Raw genomic sequence first — 19,134 nt, forward strand, 5'->3', positions numbered from 1 at the left:
TTTGAAATGTGAATATCTAATCAATCTGCTTGGAATTGACATAAAAAAACGAGATTGTATTGGCAATTCACGGTGGAAGAAGGCTATTTTGGTTTTAAGCAGAAAGCCTATCAAATTATAGCTGCTGAAGGTCTTGCCGAATTGGAGAATGGACAGCTTAAATGGGACTCGGGTAAAGTAGCAAGTGATGAATGTATTCATATCCCCTATGGTGGTCAGGAGTTGAAAAGTCGCCAAAGAATTTACTGGAAAGTTAGGATATGGAACGAAAAGCAAAAATAGAACATTCTTCTCTGTTTTATAAATCCCAAATGACTGAAATTCCGATACCATGTCTGTGAAAAGACAAGAATATTTATATAAGGATCTCTACAAAAATCTAAAAATAATACAATTAATTTCCTTAGACAAATATTAATATAAAACAGAAAAGAAAGGTGAGAAATAAGCTGGGAATATATTATAAACAATGAAAGGTAGGAAAGGTGAGAAGGATGAAAAGGGGAAAGACTATAACAACAGTAGTTGTAATTCTTGCGATAATAACAGTTGGCGAGTTTATGTATTTTGGCTATGAGGCTTTCTGGGGACCGTTTAAAGGCCTTACAACATTGAAAATAACCCATCAATATGATACGAAAAGGCAGAACGAAATTGTATTTTATGGAGCATCTAATTTCGCCCGTTGGGACACAATGGAGAAAGACTTGGCTGGTTACAAGGTTCAAAATCACGGGTTCGGTGGCAGTACAGATAAGGACTTGTTGAAATATGCGGACACACTGCTATTTTCGTATAATCCAAGGATTGTTTTTTTTCAGACTGGCTCAAATGATTATGTAGATATGACAGGAACTGATGCAGAAAAGGTTAGCAAAGTTATAGAATACAAACGTGACATGTTTGCAAAGTTCCACGAGCGGCTTCCTAACGCAACCTTTGTGGTTATGAGCGGTTTGCTTTTGCCTGGAAGAAGCGAATATACACCAATGACACAGGAGATTAACCGTCAATTACAGGACATCTGTAATAAACACCACGACTACATGTATTTTGTAGATGCTTCGAAGATGACGTATGATGGCATGAAATACGATGAAACCTTGTTTGTGGAGGATCGTATTCATTTAAATCAAAAAGGTCATGATATATGGACAAAAGACTATATTGTTCCGGCTATCGAGAGGATTATAAAGGAGAAGGCTTTAGAGAGCGTAAGAAAGTAATGATTTGTGTTTCTATTTTCTTACATCTAGCAAAAACTAAGACAAGATAGATTTCAAGGAACAGATATCTTATACTTTTTCTTTCTATCAAAAAGGCACCTTCTATTTTGCGTAAAGGTGCCTTTTTGTCTACAGTCTGAGCGTTGTTTCGTATTTTGGGATTTACCATGGAGTTTGTAAGAAAAAATGTAAAGATTCTGCATATTGGTATAAAAAAGTAATTGAGACTAATGGAGAAATAGTGAAAGGTGGAGGAACTGTTGAAACAGCAAGTATATAATCCCTATTTGCCAAGTTATGAATATATACCGGACGGAGAACCCCATGTTTTTGGAGATAGATTATATATTTTCGGGAGTCATGACCGCTTTAATGGAACCGAGTACTGTCAGAATGATTATGTATGTTGGTCGACTCCTGTGGATGATTTATCTGCCTGGCGGTATGAGGGTGTTATTTTCCGCAAAGATCAGCATCCGTACCAATCAGATAAAGGGTTGCTTTTTGCACCGGATGTTGCGCAAGGCCCCGACGGCAGGTATTATCTTTACTTTTCTGCTGCAGGTTCTTGCATTATATCGGTTGCTGTGAGCGATAATCCTGCCGGTCCGTATGGATATTATGGCGATATTAGAGACGATTCCGGACATGTTCTGGGTTCAAGTAAAGGTGACTATTACCAATTTGATCCGGCAATTCTTATGGACGATGACGGCCGTATTTTTTTGTATTCCGGTTTTAACCCTTTGTTCAGGGAAGAACTGTTAGGCCGTAAGATTGTAGGGGCCTTTGTAATGGAATTGCATCTTGACATGCTTACGGTAAAAGCGGGACCGAAAATAATCATGCCAAGGAAAAATAAGCAGGCCGGGAGGTATAATTTTTTTGAAGCAAATTCTATTCGTAAGATTAACGGGATTTACTATTTTGTATATTCTCCGTATCTTATGGGGTTGTGTTATGCTACTAGCAAATATCCGGACAGAGATTTTGTCTATCGGGGGGTTATCCATTCTAACTCTGATTTGGGGATAAACGGTCACAATTTGAAAAATCCTGCGTATCCTTTAGGTAACAACCATGGCAGTATTGTCTGTATAAACGGACAGTATTATATTTTCAATCATCGAATGACGAATAACAATCAATTTTCGCGTCAAGCTATAGCCGAACCAATTGCTATTGAACCGGATGGAAGTATTAAGCAAGTAGAGATGACCAGTTGTGGACTAAATGGCGGACCATTACATGGTCAAGGGGAATATCCCGCATACATCGCCTGCTGTTTGATGAGGAAACGCTTTTTTGGGGGAATTCAAAATCCATTTAGCAAACCGCCGTATATGACACAGGAAGGTGAAGATCGGGAGGACAATTCCAATCAATATATTGCCTCCATAACGGATGGATGTACTGCCGGGTACAAATATTTTAATTTTGATAAAGCTAGCCGTATTTCAGTGAAAGTGCGCGGGGATGCATCAGGTGAGCTGCGAGTTCAGTTATGCGAAAAAGGAGCGGCGGTTTCCATAATAAAACTTAATATTTCGGGAAAGGATTGGACAGAGTTTTCCGGTGACTTTCAGGTACTGCCTGGTGTTCATCCACTTTTCTTCGTTTATAAGGGAAAAGGGAGCTTTGATTTAATGTCTTTTAGCATCCAGTAAGACTAAGAATTTATGCTTTTTTAACAGTAGAATTCTAAAACGCAGAAGGAGTAGAAGGGGAGAAGAACATGAACAAACTATTTAACAAGTTTATGCGCAGGGTTATAAGCTTTTTTGCGAATAATGACCTTGCCCAGGAACTTACTGGTGGTGTATCAGGTGAAATGATGATAACGCCGGGCATGCCTGAACTTATCCGTGCTGCAGGTGCGGAGGGATGTATATTACTTGCAAATAACGGAGTGCTCCCGTTGGATGCAACAACTACCGTATCCGTTTTTGGCAGAGTGCAGAGAGATTATTTTTATGTAGGCTATGGTAGTGGCGGTGACGTACGTACCCCTTATCAGGTTAATCTAATCGAAGGCCTTCGAAACAACGGTAAAATTAAACTAAACGAAGACCTGGCAGCCATATACGAGGTCTGGTGCTCTAAAAACGAAGCAGACCAGGGATTTTGGGGTCATTGGCCTAGATACTATCCGGAGATGCCATTAAAAGAAGAGGTAGTAAAGGCCGCCGCAGATCGCAGTGATGTGGCAATTATTGTGATAGGCCGTGCGGCAGGCGAGGATCGAGAAAATGTTTTAAAAAAGGGAAGCTATTATCTTACGGATAACGAAATAAAAATGCTCGATCTAGTAACAGCAAATTTTAATAAAGTCATTGTCATTATAAATAGTGGAAATATAATTGATATGGCCTGGACCGAAAAATATGGAGACAAATTAAGCTCGATTCTATTCGCATGGCAAGGCGGGATGGAAAGCGGTAACGCCATAGCTGATGTACTTGCAGGAACAGTCAATCCGTGCGGCAAACTTACCGATACCATTGCCCGCAGATATGAAGATTATCCATCAGGAGCCTTCTTTGGAAACAAGGAGGGGAATAATTACGTAGAAGACATCTTCGTAGGTTATCGGTATTTTGAAACATTTGCTCCTAATAAGGTGCTTTACCCCTTTGGCTTTGGCCTTTCCTACACAACCTTTAAGATAGCCTGTAGCGATGTTAGCCGCGAAAAAGACGAAGTAATCCTAAAGGTACATGTTGCGAACACCGGCAACTTACCGGGTAAAGAAATAGTGCAGGTTTATTGCTCTACACCGCAGGGAAAACTGGGTAAACCCGCAAAAGTACTCGTAGCATTTGATAAAACGGAGCTTCTGAGCCCGGGTAAATCTGCTGAGGTGATGATAAAGTTTAATATAAAACAACTTGCCTCTTACGATGATAGTGGCGTGACAGGCAAGAAATCAGCGTATATACTTGAGCCGGGCAATTATGAAATCCTTCTTGGCAATAGTGTGCGCGAGACCATTAAAGTATGGGAACTTACCATTGCCCTCGACGAGCTGGAGGTAATCAGCCGTGGCGAAGGTGTCATGAATAGTTCCCTTGGAGTAAGAGGTAATGCGGGTGCGCTTGGCGGAGTGACGGAGTCTCTTCGTGCTAAGGGCATTCCTGCCGTTATCACTACAGACGGTCCAGCCGGCATACGTGTCAAAAAGACATGTTCGCTTTTACCTTGTGGTACACTACTTGCTTGTACTTGGAATACAAAGCTGATACAGGATATCTTTCATAAAGTAGGGGAAGAAATGCTGGATAAGGGCAGCGACATGATTCTTTCTCCAGGGATGAATATTCACCGCAACCCGCTATGTGGCCGAAACTTTGAGTATTATTCCGAAGATCCGCTTATTTCCGGTAAGATAGCAGCGGCAGCGATTATTGGTATTCAGCATGATGGTCTTTCGGCATGTCCTAAGCATTTTGCCTGTAACAATCAGGAAACAAATCGGAATTATAATGACTCGCGTGTCAGTGAGAGAGCACTCAGAGAAATATATCTTAAAGGTTTTGAAATTGTAGTAAAGGAAGCTAATCCCCAAAATATTATGACTTCCTACAATAAGATTAATGGGGTATGGAGTCATTATAGCTATGAGCTGGTTACCAGTGTGCTTCGCGGGGAGTGGGGATATCAAGGAAATGTAATCACCGATTGGTGGATGCGTTATGCATCATCGCCTGAGTTTCCTCAAATCGAAGGTAATGCCTATCGTGTGCGAGCGCAAGTGGACGTACTTATGCCCGGCGGAAGAACCGCCTTGAGTAAAAATGGGAAAAATGATGGTACGCTTCTTAAAACTTATGGTAAAAAAGATGGTATTACACTTGGTGAGATGCAGAGAGTAGCAGCCAATATTCTAAAGTATGTTATGAATTCTTCGGCTATGGATAGATGATGGCTGTATACGGTGTTTGCGATGTTTTGCCGTTATCAAATTAAAATATAATGTGGTCAAGGTACTAGAGTGAAAGAGTTGTACAGGCGGATAGGAGAAATACAAATATTATCAAGCGCTGTTCAGAAAACAGCGCATTTATAAATTGAACCATTTTTGATAGATTGGCCCTGATGAAAATTGATACTATTACATCAAGATGCAATTCAAGGAGGGGAAACCATGTACAAACATCATGAGGAGTCAATTCATAAGCTGGTGGAAAATGTACAGTGATAATGCGGATGTTCTAGCCATAATTTTGGGGCTAAAGGCAGGGAAAGAGAAGATTCGGATATCGATGCGATGGTTATTTTGAGCGACCCTGCCTACCAGCAGTATGCGGACGGCCACAAACTAGGCGAAGGTATTTTTGAGGGGTGCACTTATGAAGGCGGCTAAAGTATTTCAACAAAGATTATCTTGTTCAAGCAGCGCAAAGAGGCAGCGAACCCACTAGAAATGCTTTTATCGGCACGAAATGCATTTATCTCGTGGATAAGGAAATTGAAGAACTTATTCAGCGAATTCCTGTTTATCAACTGCATGAAAAGAAGGAAAAGGTGTGGTCTTTTTACAGTGCCTTATTTGTTAATCATGTTTTCTTTTGGGGCGAAGCGGCTAAAAGAAATGATTTGTATTTGAAAACCCGGGTGGCATCCGAGATTGTATTATTTGGGCTGAGACTGATCCTGGCTTATAATAACCGTTTATTTCCCTGTCATAAGTGGCTAATGTCCGCCGTCAATGAAGTGCCCAATAAGCCGGAAGGCATCATAGAAAAAGCCAATACCTTCTTGCAATGCCGACAGATGAAAATAAAGATATTTTTGTTAACAGTATTTTGATGATGGATGATGAGAGTCTGAATGGCCTCAAATTTGAAACTGTCTTTCCCATATACATGGTGGACAATGAATGGTGGTGGTGGAAAAATCGCCCCAATATTGCGGAATGGTAATGCAAAAATTCTACCAAATTCTAAAAATACTACAATTAATATATTGCCAAGGAATTTAAAATGAATAGTAAATAGAGGATGATATGACCATTAGGCAGACTTCTCTGAAGATATAAAATACACGGTTGGTGGATATTTGAATTTCAGTAGAAAAGGAGAATACGTTATGTTAAAGATTATTGAGACACAGTGTGAATATTTTAAGAATCCTATTGGCATTGACAATAAGACCCCGAGGTTTAGTTGGAAATTACTATCGGAAGCAACCAGTACCTATCAGAAGGCATATCAAGTGATTGTAAAGGACGAGAATAGGGTTGTTTGGGATAGCGGCCGAGTGGAAAGCGGCGATACAGCGGGGTGACGATTGCCGATGGCTGGTACAAGGGGAAAGTTTCCATGGGCCGCGGCAATGACTATGGTGATAACCTGGCCCTGCTGTTGCAATTAGAGGTGGAATACGAAGATGGAAAACGGGACGTGATAACTTCTGACGGAAATTTTGTGTATACCTATGAAGGGCCCTATCGTTATGGGGATCTTTTTACTGGCGAAAAGTATGACGCCAGAATGGAGCTTCCCGGCTGGAGTGAAGTGGCTTTTGACGATAGCCGGTGGCAGGCCGTTCACAGGGGAGACTATCCGTATGACGCTAACCGGCACGCGGGGAACGGAAATTACGTTTGAACACAGCGAAATGCTGGATGAGAACGGAAACTACACCTACCCGTTTATGGGAACGAGCCGAGAGCAAAAAAGACGTTTATATCGATGTGGCATACCGGCTTCTGTACCAAACCCTATGTCCGTCATGGCTTTATGAAGTGGAACATGGGGCAACAACGATCTGGGAGTTCTGGGATGCTATTAAGGCCGACGGAAAAGTCGGAACCTGCTCGTTTAACCACTATGCTTTCGGCTGCGTGGGAGATTGGATGTACCGGAATATTCTCGGCATTAACAATGGGGACATTGCTTATCGGAAAATTACCATTCAACCTGATTTTTCGTGCGGATTGACCTATGCGAGCGGATCGTACGAAACAGTGAACGGCAAAGTAGGTGTAGACTGGAAGATAGAAAATGGCAAGAAATATGTTCAGGTTGACATTCCGGTCAATACGACAGCTACGCTGAAACTGGCAGGCAAGGATGATTGTGAAGTGGGCAGCGGTCATTATGAATTTATAATTTAAGATGGGAGGAAGAATCATTATGAAAACTATGGAGTTCAAGTTAACCAATATCAATGTGAAGTTGGAGGCTTATCTCTTGAACAATACCGGAGATTTAGCAAGCATTAAGTCAAGGCCTGCTGTGTTGATATGTCCGGGCGGTGCCTACCGGGTTTGCTCGGAAAGAGAGGCCGAGCCAATCGCCATAGCTTTTTTGGCCGAAGGCTACCAAGCCTTTGTTTTAACGTATTCGCTTAATGAAAACGCAGCATTTCCCAATCCGCTGTATGATGCAGAAGAGGCTCTGACGCTGATCCGCAATCATAGTGAAGAATGGCGGATTAATCCTGACAAGATTGCTGCGATTGGTTTTTCGGCGGGTGGACACGTGGCTGCGGCTTTAGGGACAAGGGGAAAGATACGTCCCAATGCGTTAATCCTCGGGTATCCCTGTGTGCTTTCCTCGATCAGCGAGATTTTGCCTGCACCTGTGCCAAGTTTGGTTGAAGTTGTCGATGAACAAACCCCCCCGACCTTTATCTTTCATACCTTTACCGATGAGACTGTGCCTGTGGCCAATGCCATCCAGTTGGCTAATGCTTTAAATCAAGTAAAGGTACCTTTCGAACTGCATATTTTTCAGAAGGGTTGCCATGGCCTTTCACTGGCAAAAGATGTGACTTCTGCAGGTCATAATCAATTTATTAATCCGCATGTTGCCAAATGGTTTGATCTTTGTGTAAGCTGGCTGACCAACTTGTTCGGCGGACTGGATTATGCCGGCAAAGCAATCAGCGAATATAGCGTGGATGCCGCCCTGGAACTGGTTTGGCCAAATCCGTTGTGCCGGCAAATCATCCTGGAATATATACCGGGGTTTGATCAGGCGCCTCAGTTTGAAGCGGCATTATCGGTATCGCTTAGACAAATCAGCGAGTTTGCCCCAGGGGTGTTCACAAAAGAGCAACTGAACGAGCTGGATAAGCGGCTTAAGGCAGTGCCTTTGGAAATGTAAGATTGAAAATCATACATAAAGGGAGAATTTATTTGAATGACGCAGATAGAAAGCTCACGCGGAAAGAAAAACTGGTTCTTTCCGCCAGCGCTATGACCGGCTCTTTTTTGTTCCAAATGGTGCCAATGTATTTACTGTATTTTTATTCCGACATATTTTTCATTGCGAGAACATCCAGCAGAGGGGGAAACGTTTATGTTCGCATGTAAAAAACTTTTAACCGAATATCAAAGCAATCCGATAGGATTGGATGTTTCCAAGCCAAGATTTTCCTGGCAGTTAGATTCCGAAGAGTACGATACCGTGCAAACGGCTTACCAGATAATCGTGAAGGCCGGGGAAAAGTTAGTGTGGGATAGCACGAAAGTGGCAAGCGACCAGTCCATTCATGTGGAATACGCAGGCGCACCATTGGAAAAAGCCACAGAATATTCCGTTGCAGTAAGGGTTTGGGATAATCATGGCAATGAAGCGGCAGTGCAGGGCCGCTTTGAGACAGGACTGCTTTCCTATGAGAATTTCACGGCCAACTGGATTACCCATACGTTGGCTAATAACGAAGAGGCTTGCCCGATCTTAAGGCGACACTTTACGGTCAAGCAGGCAATCCGGTCGGCCCGCATTTACGCTACGGCATTAGGGCTGTATGAACTGAATTTAAATGACCGGCGTGTAGGTGATGCCTACTTTACGCCGGGGTGGACCAGCTACCATAATCGTCTGCAGTACCAGACCTATGATGTAACAGATCATTTGCGGGATAATAACCAACTGGAAATTATTCTGGCCAATGGCTGGTATAAAGGTGAATTTGGTTTTACAGATCAAAAAAACAATTATGGGGATCGCCTTGCCGCTCTGTTGGAACTTCACATTGTATATGAAGACGGTAGCGAGGAGATCCTTGTTACTGATGAAAGCTGGCAGTGTGCTACAGGCAGTATCCGCTACAGTGAAATTTACCATGGGGAAACGATTGATTCTACCTTTACGACAGCACAGTGGCTGCCTGTAAATCTATATGATTGTCGTAAGGAAGTGCTGATCGCTCAGGAATGTGAATTGGTTAAAATTGTTAAACGGTTACCTGCTATTGCGTTGATACATACTCCGGCTGGCGATACCGTTTTAGATTTTGGGCAAAATTTGACCGGTTTCGTTGAATTCAACGTCAATTGCGCAAAAGGTACTGAGATTGTAATCCGTCACGCTGAAGTGCTTGATAAAGACGGTAATTTTTATACCGAGAACTTACGCACCGCCCAATGCACCGACCGTTTTATCTGCAAGGGAGGCCCCGAAACCTTCCGGCCGCATTTTACCTTCCATGGTTTTCGCTATATTGCGGTAGAGGGGATGGGAGCAGAACTGGCGTTAAGCGATTTCACTGCTTGCGTGTTGCATACCGATATGGAACTGACTGGTAGCTTTACCTGCTCGAACCAACTGGTAAACCAATTGCAGCATAATATTGAGTGGGGACAACGAGGCAATTTCCTCGATGTGCCGACAGACTGTCCCCAGAGAAATGAAAGATTGGGCTGGACAGGTGATGCCCAGGTATTTGCGCGCACGGCGGCCTATAACATGAATGTTGCTCTCTTTTTTACCAAATGGCTGCGGGACTTGGCCGTCGAGCAAACGGAAGAATTTGGCGTTCCTCAGGTTGTACCCAACATCATGGGCGATCAAAAGGGAGTAGCGGCTTGGAGCGACGCTGCAACCATCATTCCCTGGACCATGTATGTCTGCTACGGGGATACTCGCTTACTTTCGCAGCAATATGCCAGCATGAAAGGATGGGTTGAGTATATGCACCGGGAGGCCGGAGATAGCTATCTATGGCAAGCCGGTTTCCAATATGGGGATTGGCTGGCATTGGATAAGGAAGAATTCAGTGATCGAACCGGCGCTACCGACCGGTATTATGTAGCTACAGCCTTTTATGCCTACTCAACCGATCTGGTACGCAAGGCAGCTAAAGTGCTGGGCTATGATCAGGATTATCAAGAATACACAAAACTGTACGAAAATATTATCAAAGCTTTCCGGGAAGAGTATGTAACGAAAACGGGCCGGCTGGTCAGTGAAACACAAACAGCCTGTGTCCTGGCGTTGATGTTTGACTTGGTAGAGGACAAAGACCGCCCCCGCGTGATTGAAACGCTGAAAAACAATCTTAAGAGCCATAGAGACCATTTGGTTACCGGTTTTGTCGGCACGCCGTATATCTGCCATGCGTTATCGGAGAACGGTCTGCATGAAATAGCCGGAAAACTGTTGTTGCGAACCGACTATCCGTCCTGGCTGTATGCCGTTACCAAAGGGGCGACGACCATCTGGGAGCGCTGGAACGGCATATTGCCGGATGGCAGCTTTGAAACAGCCGGGATGAATTCCTTTAACCACTATGCCTATGGTTCCATTGGCGACTGGCTGTATCGCAAGGTTGCCGGTATTGATGCGTTGGAAGCCGGGCATAAGACCATCCGCATTGCCCCGATGTTCGTGAAAGGTTTGACAAGCGCCAAAGGCGAGCTGGAAACCATGTATGGTAAGATTATAAGCTCCTGGAAGTGCAAAGACGGTCGGATTACGATTGATATTGCCATCCCGGCTAACTGTACTGCCAAGGTATCCTTGCCGGAAAAGAGCGGGGAGTTTACCCTGGGGTCAGGGCGGTACCATTATGAATATCCTACCGAAAATAACCTGGAGCTTCAAAAATACACGATGGAGTCCACCCTGCGGCAAATCATGGCCAATCCGCTGGCGGTGGAACTATTGGAGAGAATTTCCCCGGGCTTTGGGGACAATCCCATGCTGGAATTTGCTTTGGACATGACGGTAAATGAGATTTCCGCCGTGGCGCCCGGAACGGACGCGATGTTTGAGCCTATTCTGGTAGAACTTAATAAGGCAGAGTAGCTAGCTTTTCTCATACAATTATTATGCCCATTTTGTCAAAGTATTTGGATTCAAATATTTTCAATATCCTCGTCGAAAAAGGCGAGGTTATTTTTTGTCAATGTTACAAAAAACTAAAAATAATACAATTAATTTTTTTACTGTATGGATTACTATAGAACAAAATCAGTTTGATAGATAAATCTAACAACAAGACAGGAGCGAAATATATGAAGAAGAAAACGGTTTTTTTAACAGGCGCGTCAGGGCATATGGGACATGAAGGTTTTAAACAGCTACTTACTGAGAGAGACCGGCTTAACATTATAGCACTTGTTTTACCGACAAGGAAAGATAAGCAAATTATGTCTAAGTATGAAGACGAGCCGGGTGTAAGAATTGTATGGGGCGATTTAACAAATTATGCAGACGTATTACAGTGTGTGGAGCAGGCCGACTATGTTTTGCATGTAGGGGGAATGGTATCGCCGGCAGCCGATTACCTTCCTTCTCTAACGACAAAAGTGAATGTGGGCGCTGTAAAAAATATTATAAAGGCTATCAAAGCCCAGCCTAATCCCGACAAGATTAAACTGGTATACATCGGAACGGTGGCCGAGACAGGTGACCGGAATCCGCCCATTCATTGGGGAAGAACGGGTGATCCCATAAAAATCAGCATATACGATAATTATGCGATTACCAAGACCATCGCGGAACGGGAAGTCATTGAATCAGGGCTGAAATACTGGGTGTCTTTGCGACAAACAGGAGTGCTGTATCCGGAGCTTTTAAACAATCTTGACCCCATCATGTTTCATGAACCTGTTAACGGCGTATTTGAATGGGTTACAGCCCGGGATTCAGGTCGAATGCTGGTGAATGTTTGTGATGAAAACGTACCTGAAGAATTCTGGCGGCGAGTGTATAATATCGGCGGCGGTGAAAAATATCGCACCACCAATTATGAGTTTATGCAAAAGACGTTGAAGGCAATCGGTATCGAGGACTTTACCAAAGTTTTCGACTTGAACTGGTTTGCTACGAGAAACTTCCATGGGCAGTGGTATGAAGATTCGGATGTGCTGGAAAATTATCTGCATTTCCGCAGTGGGTCAGTCGATGATTTCATTGAGGAATTAAAAACGAAATTACCGTTCAAAATGAAATTAACAAAATATGTGCCGTCAGGTTTTATCAAGAAATTTATCATGGAGCCTGTGGCTAACCAAGAACTGGGTACGATGTACTGGATCAAAAATAATATTAAGGATAGAATTACCGCGTTTTTCGGTTCCATCGAAAAATGGCGGGAGATACCGGGCTGGGCTGAGTATAAAATTGCCAAGCCTTCCCCAACTCCTGTACGGCTGGATCACGGATATGATGAAACCAAACCGAAAACGGAGCTTGACCTGGCCGATATGCAACAAGCGGCTGAATTTAGGGGCGGTCAGTGTCTGGCGGCAGCAATGACAAGAGGTGATTTATATGCCAAACTGCAATGGCGCTGTGCTTTTGGGCATGAATTTGCGGCAAGTCCGGCCCTGGTTCTTTTAGGCGGGCATTGGTGTCCGGAATGTTTGCCTGCTCCCTGGAATTATGATGAGGAAGCGAAACGGAATCCGTTTTTTGCACAAGTCTGGTATCCGCTGCATGATAAAACGGAAGCAAATTATTATGATTCGGATATTATTACGGATATAAAGAAATTATAGCCGGACGGTTTCCCCGTTGCAAAGGCTGCAGATATTCTTTCAACTTTTTTATCTGGGCTTTAGAATAGCTTTCTTAAACGAAGTTTGGAATTAAATCATAGAAAGAATACAAAAATCTAAAAATAATACAATTTCAAAATATTTAAAACGTCTAAAATGATAGAGAGAAAGGGAGAAAACAAAGTCTGTAACAGGAAGGTGTTTTTTCATGGTACAGACCGTAAACAACACAAAGCAGTGCACTATATGATAGTTAAAGAAAGGAGAAAGTGGATGAATCGAGATATAAAGAAGATCGTTGCTCAAATGACTCTGGAGGAAAAAGCAGGGCTTTGTTCCGGTTTGGATTTTTGGCATACCAGGGGGATTGAACGATTGGGTATTCCCTCAATCATGATGACAGACGGACCGCATGGTTTAAGAAAACAGGAGGGGCAAGCCGACCACCTGGGCATTAATAAAAGTGTGCCGGCCACTTGTTTTCCTACAGCCTCCTGCTTAGCTTGCTCCTGGGATGAGGAACTGGCTGAAAAAGTTGGAGTGGCGTTAGGTGAAGAATGCCAGGCTGAAGGGGTTGCGGTTTTACTTGGCCCGGGTGTCAACATCAAACGTTCGCCGTTGTGCGGACGAAACTTTGAATATTTTTCCGAGGACCCGTATTTGTCGGCGAAAATGGCGGCAGCTCATATCAAAGGTGTGCAGAGCCAGGGAGTTGGCACATCGTTGAAGCATTTTGCGGTTAACAACCAGGAACATCGTCGTATGACAGTCAATGCAGATCTTGATGAACGTGCTTTACGGGAAATTTACCTGGCTGGTTTTGAAATGGCGGTAAGGGAAGCACAACCATGGACGGTAATGAGTGCTTACAATAAAGTAAATGGCGAGTATTGTTCCGAGAATAAACGCCTGTTGACGGATATTCTGCGGGAAGAATGGGGGTTTGGCGGTTTGGTGGTATCCGATTGGGGCGCGGTAAATGATATCGTTGCGGGTATCCAGGCTGGGCTCAATCTTGAAATGCCGTCAAGCAATGGGTTGGCAGAAAAACGTATTGTAGAGGCTGTTCAAGGCGGGACTCTTAAGGAAAGTAAGCTTGATGAATCGGTAGAAGCACTGCTTGGTATTATTTTTAAGGCAGTGGATAATCAACGGAAAAACACCGGTTATCATCTCAGGGAACACCACGAGTTAGCCAGCTGTGTGGCCCGTGAAAGCATGGTGCTGCTCAAAAACCAGGATCATATTCTACCCCTAGCCAAACAAGCCAGGATTGCCGTACTGGGAGCATTTGCAAAAGAGGCAAGATATCAGGGCAGCGGCAGCTCTCGCATTGAGCCGACAAAACTGGAATGCATTTATGATGAAATCAGGCAAGCCGCCGGTCTCCATGCAAACATTTCTTATGCGGCAGGTTATCGCCTGGACAGTGATGCCGTTGATAAGGCCTTGTTGCAAAAAGCGCGGGATACAGCCCAAAAGGCAGATATTGCTGTAGTGTTTGTGGGACTTACCGGTAAACTGGAGGCTGAGGGTTTTGACCGTACGCACTTGCGTATAGCAGAAAATCATCAAGCATTAATTGAAGAAGTTGCCAGGGTCAACCCCAATGTGGTCGTCGTGTTAAGCAACGGCGCGCCGATAGAAATGCCGTGGCTGGATCGGGCAAAAGGCGTTCTTGAGTGCTATCTTGGCGGGCAGGCATTGGGTGGGGCTATTGCAGATATCCTTTTTGGAGCAGTGAGTCCGTGCGGCAAACTGGCCGAAACGTTTCCGCGAAAATTAGAACATAACCCGTCTTACCTGAATTTTCCGGGTGAGGGCGATTTAGTGGAGTATAGGGAAGGCATCTTCGTTGGGTACCGATACTACGACAGCAAGAAGATTGAACCTTTATTCCCGTTTGGTTATGGCCTCAGTTATACGGAATTTGAATATAGAGACATCACTCTCGATAAAGACTGCATACTGGATACAGAGACTGTAACGGTCTGTGTTAAAGTTAAAAATACCGGGCAGGTAGCCGGTAAGGAAATTGTACAGCTATATGTCAAGGATGTGGCTGCCAGTGTAGTTCGCCCGGAAAAAGAACTAAAAGGGTTCCAGAAGATTTTCCTTTTACCGGGTGAAGAGAAAACCGTCACTTTTACTTTGGATAAACGTGCCTTCGCTTATTATAATCCGGTTCTGAAAGATTGGCATGTTGAAACCGGAGAATTTATCATCATGGTGGGAAAATCATCGCGTGACATTCTTTTGAATACATTGCTGACTGTGGAGTCCACTGTTACTGTTCCCAAAAAGCTTACCCGATTTTCCACTTTAGGAGAACTGCTGCACAATTCCGCAGGGGCAGAGGTGGCCAATACGATGCTGGCGGCGAGTGCCCAGCCGGGAACTGCCGAGGACCAAGCACATTTTGTGCGTGAAATGATGAAGGGTATGCCGCTGTATAAATTTGTGCAGTTAAGCCGGGGCGTTTTCACCTTTGAAATGCTGGATGCCATTCTGGCAAGCGTAAACGATAGATCGGAATAAAGTCAAGAAAAACAATAGTAACAATGGATTTCTGGAATTGTCGCAAGCTTTTGGGTAGATTGTCCTAGGCGAAATCGCAGCGGCGCGTACACTTGCATACTAGGTCTTCGCAACCGCTTCTCAATAAGCTTATTATTATAAGGAGGTTTATCATGAGTGTTTCTGAAGATACCAAAATTAAAGAGTTGTTAAAAAGTGAGGTGGCAAAGGCCGTACTGGAAAAGCATTTTCCCGGGTTTACAACTAATCCGCAACTCGGTATGTTAAAATGTTTTCCCTGAAAGCGCTTGCCAGGTTTCCACAGGCCAAAATATCGCCGGAGCAACTAAAAGCCGCCGCTGATGATTTGGCAAACATTACGGAATAACCGAATAACTGATAATTTATTGCGGATAAAACCACAACAGCTTACAGAAAAGTTGTTGTGGTTTTATCAAATGAATCGGAAAGTGTCCGACAAAGTTAAATTATAACCGGTAATAATCTTGCCATTTCACCAAATTATAGGAATATTACCATTAATAAATTGCAAAAATTACTACAATTAAATAAAATCATTAAATTATGTAAGGAGACGAAAGTATGAAATTATCAGAGCAAGTGCATGACGAAGACAGAAAACTTACGTTTATTGAAAAGCTTATTCTTCCGTCGGGTAGTTTTACAGGCACTTTTCAGTTTCAAATGATCCAAATGTTTTTACTGTATTATTATACCGATATTTTTAAAATCAGCGCGGGTTACGTGGCCGTTCTATTTTTGGTGGCGCGCGTAATTGACGCCTTTTTGGCTCCAGCGTTTGGCATGTATGTGGATAAGGTTAACTTACCGTGGGGTAAATACAGACCTTGGTTTTTGATTATAGGAATTCCCACTGGAGTATTTGGTTTTTTAACCTTTACGGCTTTTGATTTAAGCGCGGAAGGCAAGCTGGTTTATGCGACGATTACCTACTTTTTCTATAGTGTTTTTATAGCAATCGCTCAGGGACCGGGTGCTGCCATGATTCCAGCCATGACCAAGCGGCTGGATGACAGAATGGCGGTTGGAATTTATAGTTATGTTTATGTTATGCTTGGGGCCATGATCCCTACTATTGGCGGATTAGCCCTGATCAAGGTCTTGGGACAGGGAGATGATGCCAGAGGATTCAGTATGTTTATGGCCATACTTGCGGTGGTTGTTATCGTACAGTCTATTGTCTCGTTTATTGTACTAAAAGAAAAATATGTGATCCCGAAGAAACCGGAAGAACAGCAATATGGCTTTAAAGAAATGCTGATGAAGGCAGTGATGAAAAATAGGACCGCGATTATTGCCCTTACTTTTATTTTTTCTCTAAATTTAGCTAATGGTGTTCGTTCAGCGGTTATGATTCACTATCTTAAGTATTTCTTTCATAATGAAGGGTTAATAATGCTAGTGGGCGCTGTCACTCTATTGCCTACTTTGCTTGGTGCTGTTTTATCACCTATGGTAACCCGGAGAACTGGTCTTAGACAGAATTTGATTATATCCACAGTTGTCAATATTTTGACCTCAGCCCTCGTTATATTTATACCGGCGACCGAGCTGGGCTTTCAGGTTTATTTGGGATTAGGTATATTGGGAGCCCTGTTTAACGGAATTTCCATGCCGGCACAGGGAACGCTTATGCCGGCCGCAATGGACTATGCGGAGTGGAAAACAGGTATTAATGCCAATGCCTTTATGGGATCGCTGCAGGGTTTTATGCAGACCTTTGCCACGGCGGTATCAGGCGCTCTTGCGGCGGGCGCGTTGGCGCTGGTTGGTTATCAGGGCGGTGCGGCGGAACAAACAAGTGGGGCGATTTTGGGGATTCAGATTATCATGACTCTTTTTCCCGCTATCATTACCGTACTTTCCCTGTGTGTAATCTGGTTTGATTTGACGGAAGACAAACAAAAACAAATTGCCCATGACCTGGCGGAACGCAGAAAGCAGGCGGAAATAGCAGCGTCGAATGGTGATGCAGCCGCTTCAGCCAACAACGCTCTTTATAATTAACTGACGGAGTGCTTTACTATATCAGGCACCAACGAGGTGATTGTCAATGGCAGCGAAAGGCGCACAAGCCTTAACCAGGAAAGTAAATAAAGTGTTATTAAGCATTTTTTCTTTGCTGATAATCCCTGTGCTGATGTTAAATATTACGGGAGCGCTGGCTAATTATGGCGGATTGGTATTTCAGATCGTTATGTTAGCGACTGCGGTAGTCCTGTATAGAAAAAAGCTGGACACTCAGCTTGCCTACTTGCTTTGTTATTATGCATTGTGTGGCATCATTAGTTCGACATTTTTTGATGGGACCCAGGATAATTTCATAGCGTTCTTTTATTTGATGATACCGCTTTGCTACGCAGCCTGTTATTTGGATAAAAGATTCTCACTGACATACAACATTATCAGTAATTGTGCAATACTGGCATCACAATTTCTAACTCAGGCCTTCACGGATATGGGATTGTTTTTACCGCTGTGGGGGGGATTGGTTTTGGCCAGTATTATATTGTTTTTTGTAACTAAATGGGGCGGTGAATTGCTGAAGACTGTCAGTGGAGAACAAGACAGAACGGTGGCTCTCTTTAATGAACTGCAAAATACCCTGCGGGTTATAAAGACAAATGCCGGCAATTTAAACAACCATATCGGCGAATCGCACAGTAATTTGCAACATATCAGGGATTCCAGCAGTATGAGTACCGTTACGGTGGAAGAAGTGGCCAAGGGTGTGGCCGAACAGGCTGCAAGCCTTAACCAGATCAGCTGCCTGATTAATGATGTAAATAAAAAAATGCTGCAGACGACTGCCATCGCCGAGCAAATGGCCGAAGCTTCCGGTAAAACACACAGCAGTGTTTTGGCGGGATCAAGCGGTATTCAGGAAATGAGCCGCCAAATGGGAGTTATTCATGCCGCTGTTGATGGCGTTTTGGCAACGGTAGATGAATTGCAGCAAAGTATGGATGAGATTAACCATTTTTTAGACGGAATTACGCAGATTGCCAGTCAGACAAATTTGCTGTCCTTGAATGCAGCCATCGAAGCCGCCCGGGCCGGGGAACACGGCAAAGGCTTTGCCGTTGTGGCCGGGGAGGTGAGAAATCTGGCGGAACAAAGCACTAAAACGGTGGAAACGATTACCAGCATTATCGCCAATATAAAGGGCCGGACGAATGCGGTTTTGGGAGAAGTAAGAAAAGGGAAAATGGCTACGCTGTCGGGAGACGCAATCACTGAAAAAGTAATCCAGAACTTTGCGGATATTCAGAGAACGTTTCAGGATTTTGATGCCTGTATCAGCCGGGAAATCGCTATGATTCAGCAGATTAGTCAGGCATTTAGCCACATCCGTCAGCAGGCGGAAAGCGTTGCCGGTATTTCAGAAGGGCACTCGGCGGCCACCGAGCAACTGCTGGCAACCGTTGCCGAGCAGGATCAGAAGATTGAGGATATTTTTCAGGTGATGCAGCGTATACAACAATTAAGCGCCAGTTTGGATTCCCTGGCCCAAAAGATCGGAGAATAGGTCATATTTTGGTGTTAATTGGAATTTGATTTGAAAGTAATGGTTAGTTTAAGTATAATAAAGGAAGGTATAATGGTAATATT

General features: G+C 43.7%; 15 protein-coding genes. All 15 read left to right on the forward strand.

The annotated features are described in order from the left end of the window. Window positions 1–72 precede the first annotated feature (72 nt). The 15 genes from P22_RS20690 to P22_RS15675 all read left to right on the forward strand — a co-directional run bounded on the left by P22_RS20690 (window position 73) and on the right by P22_RS15675 (window position 19,051). The gene (locus P22_RS20690; protein ID WP_156319006.1) at window positions 73–282 is read left to right on the forward strand and encodes a glycoside hydrolase family 78 protein; all 210 of its coding nucleotides are present in this window, start codon (window positions 73–75) and stop codon (window positions 280–282) included. Window positions 283–494: 212 nt separating this feature from the next. Further along, the gene (locus tag P22_RS15615) at window positions 495–1,226 is read left to right on the forward strand and encodes a GDSL-type esterase/lipase family protein (RefSeq protein WP_054261160.1); all 732 of its coding nucleotides are present in this window, start codon (window positions 495–497) and stop codon (window positions 1,224–1,226) included. A 260-nt stretch (window positions 1,227–1,486) separates the two neighbouring features. Next, window positions 1,487–2,893, forward strand: a complete 1,407-nt coding sequence (locus tag P22_RS15620) for a family 43 glycosylhydrolase (RefSeq protein WP_054261209.1) — start codon at window positions 1,487–1,489, stop codon at window positions 2,891–2,893. 68 nt (window positions 2,894–2,961) lie between these two features. After that, the gene (locus P22_RS15625; protein WP_054261161.1) at window positions 2,962–5,148 is read left to right on the forward strand and encodes a glycoside hydrolase family 3 protein; all 2,187 of its coding nucleotides are present in this window, start codon (window positions 2,962–2,964) and stop codon (window positions 5,146–5,148) included. A gap of 533 nt (window positions 5,149–5,681) precedes the next feature. Beyond that, window positions 5,682–6,035 (forward strand): hypothetical protein, encoded by a 354-nt coding sequence (locus P22_RS15630; protein ID WP_054261162.1) that lies wholly within the window; start codon window positions 5,682–5,684, stop codon window positions 6,033–6,035. A gap of 279 nt (window positions 6,036–6,314) precedes the next feature. Further along, window positions 6,315–6,512 carry a glycoside hydrolase family 78 protein gene (locus P22_RS15635; RefSeq protein ID WP_054261163.1) on the forward strand — a complete coding sequence of 66 codons (198 nt, stop codon included), beginning with the start codon at window positions 6,315–6,317 and terminating at the stop codon, window positions 6,510–6,512. After that, window positions 6,509–6,835 carry an alpha-L-rhamnosidase N-terminal domain-containing protein gene (locus tag P22_RS15640; RefSeq protein ID WP_072169814.1) on the forward strand — a complete coding sequence of 109 codons (327 nt, stop codon included), beginning with the start codon at window positions 6,509–6,511 and terminating at the stop codon, window positions 6,833–6,835. The genes P22_RS15635 and P22_RS15640 overlap by 4 nt, the downstream gene beginning before the upstream one ends. Further along, window positions 6,832–7,344 carry an alpha-L-rhamnosidase-related protein gene (locus P22_RS15645; RefSeq protein ID WP_216598092.1) on the forward strand — a complete coding sequence of 171 codons (513 nt, stop codon included), beginning with the start codon at window positions 6,832–6,834 and terminating at the stop codon, window positions 7,342–7,344. The genes P22_RS15640 and P22_RS15645 overlap by 4 nt, the downstream gene beginning before the upstream one ends. Before the next feature lie 19 nt (window positions 7,345–7,363). Beyond that, window positions 7,364–8,338, forward strand: a complete 975-nt coding sequence (locus tag P22_RS15650; protein WP_069972843.1) for an alpha/beta hydrolase — start codon at window positions 7,364–7,366, stop codon at window positions 8,336–8,338. A gap of 195 nt (window positions 8,339–8,533) precedes the next feature. Then, complete coding sequence (locus P22_RS15655; RefSeq protein ID WP_054261166.1) at window positions 8,534–11,266, forward strand: alpha-L-rhamnosidase; 2,733 nt, start codon at window positions 8,534–8,536, stop codon at window positions 11,264–11,266. A gap of 209 nt (window positions 11,267–11,475) precedes the next feature. Beyond that, window positions 11,476–12,963 (forward strand): NAD-dependent epimerase/dehydratase family protein, encoded by a 1,488-nt coding sequence (locus P22_RS15660; protein WP_054261167.1) that lies wholly within the window; start codon window positions 11,476–11,478, stop codon window positions 12,961–12,963. 273 nt (window positions 12,964–13,236) lie between these two features. Then, window positions 13,237–15,501 carry a glycoside hydrolase family 3 C-terminal domain-containing protein gene (locus tag P22_RS15665; protein WP_054261168.1) on the forward strand — a complete coding sequence of 755 codons (2,265 nt, stop codon included), beginning with the start codon at window positions 13,237–13,239 and terminating at the stop codon, window positions 15,499–15,501. 152 nt (window positions 15,502–15,653) lie between these two features. Continuing rightward, window positions 15,654–15,782 (forward strand): hypothetical protein, encoded by a 129-nt coding sequence (locus P22_RS21400; RefSeq protein ID WP_255351805.1) that lies wholly within the window; start codon window positions 15,654–15,656, stop codon window positions 15,780–15,782. A 301-nt stretch (window positions 15,783–16,083) separates the two neighbouring features. Next, window positions 16,084–17,529, forward strand: coding sequence for an MFS transporter (locus tag P22_RS15670; protein WP_054261169.1), 1,446 nt, complete (start codon window positions 16,084–16,086; stop codon window positions 17,527–17,529). Between the two features lie 46 nt (window positions 17,530–17,575). Beyond that, window positions 17,576–19,051 (forward strand): methyl-accepting chemotaxis protein, encoded by a 1,476-nt coding sequence (locus tag P22_RS15675; protein ID WP_054261170.1) that lies wholly within the window; start codon window positions 17,576–17,578, stop codon window positions 19,049–19,051. The last annotated feature ends 83 nt before the right edge of the window (window positions 19,052–19,134 follow it).

This window comes from Propionispora sp. 2/2-37 (genome assembly GCF_001298735.1).
GTDB lineage: Bacteria > Bacillota > Negativicutes > Propionisporales > Propionisporaceae > Propionispora.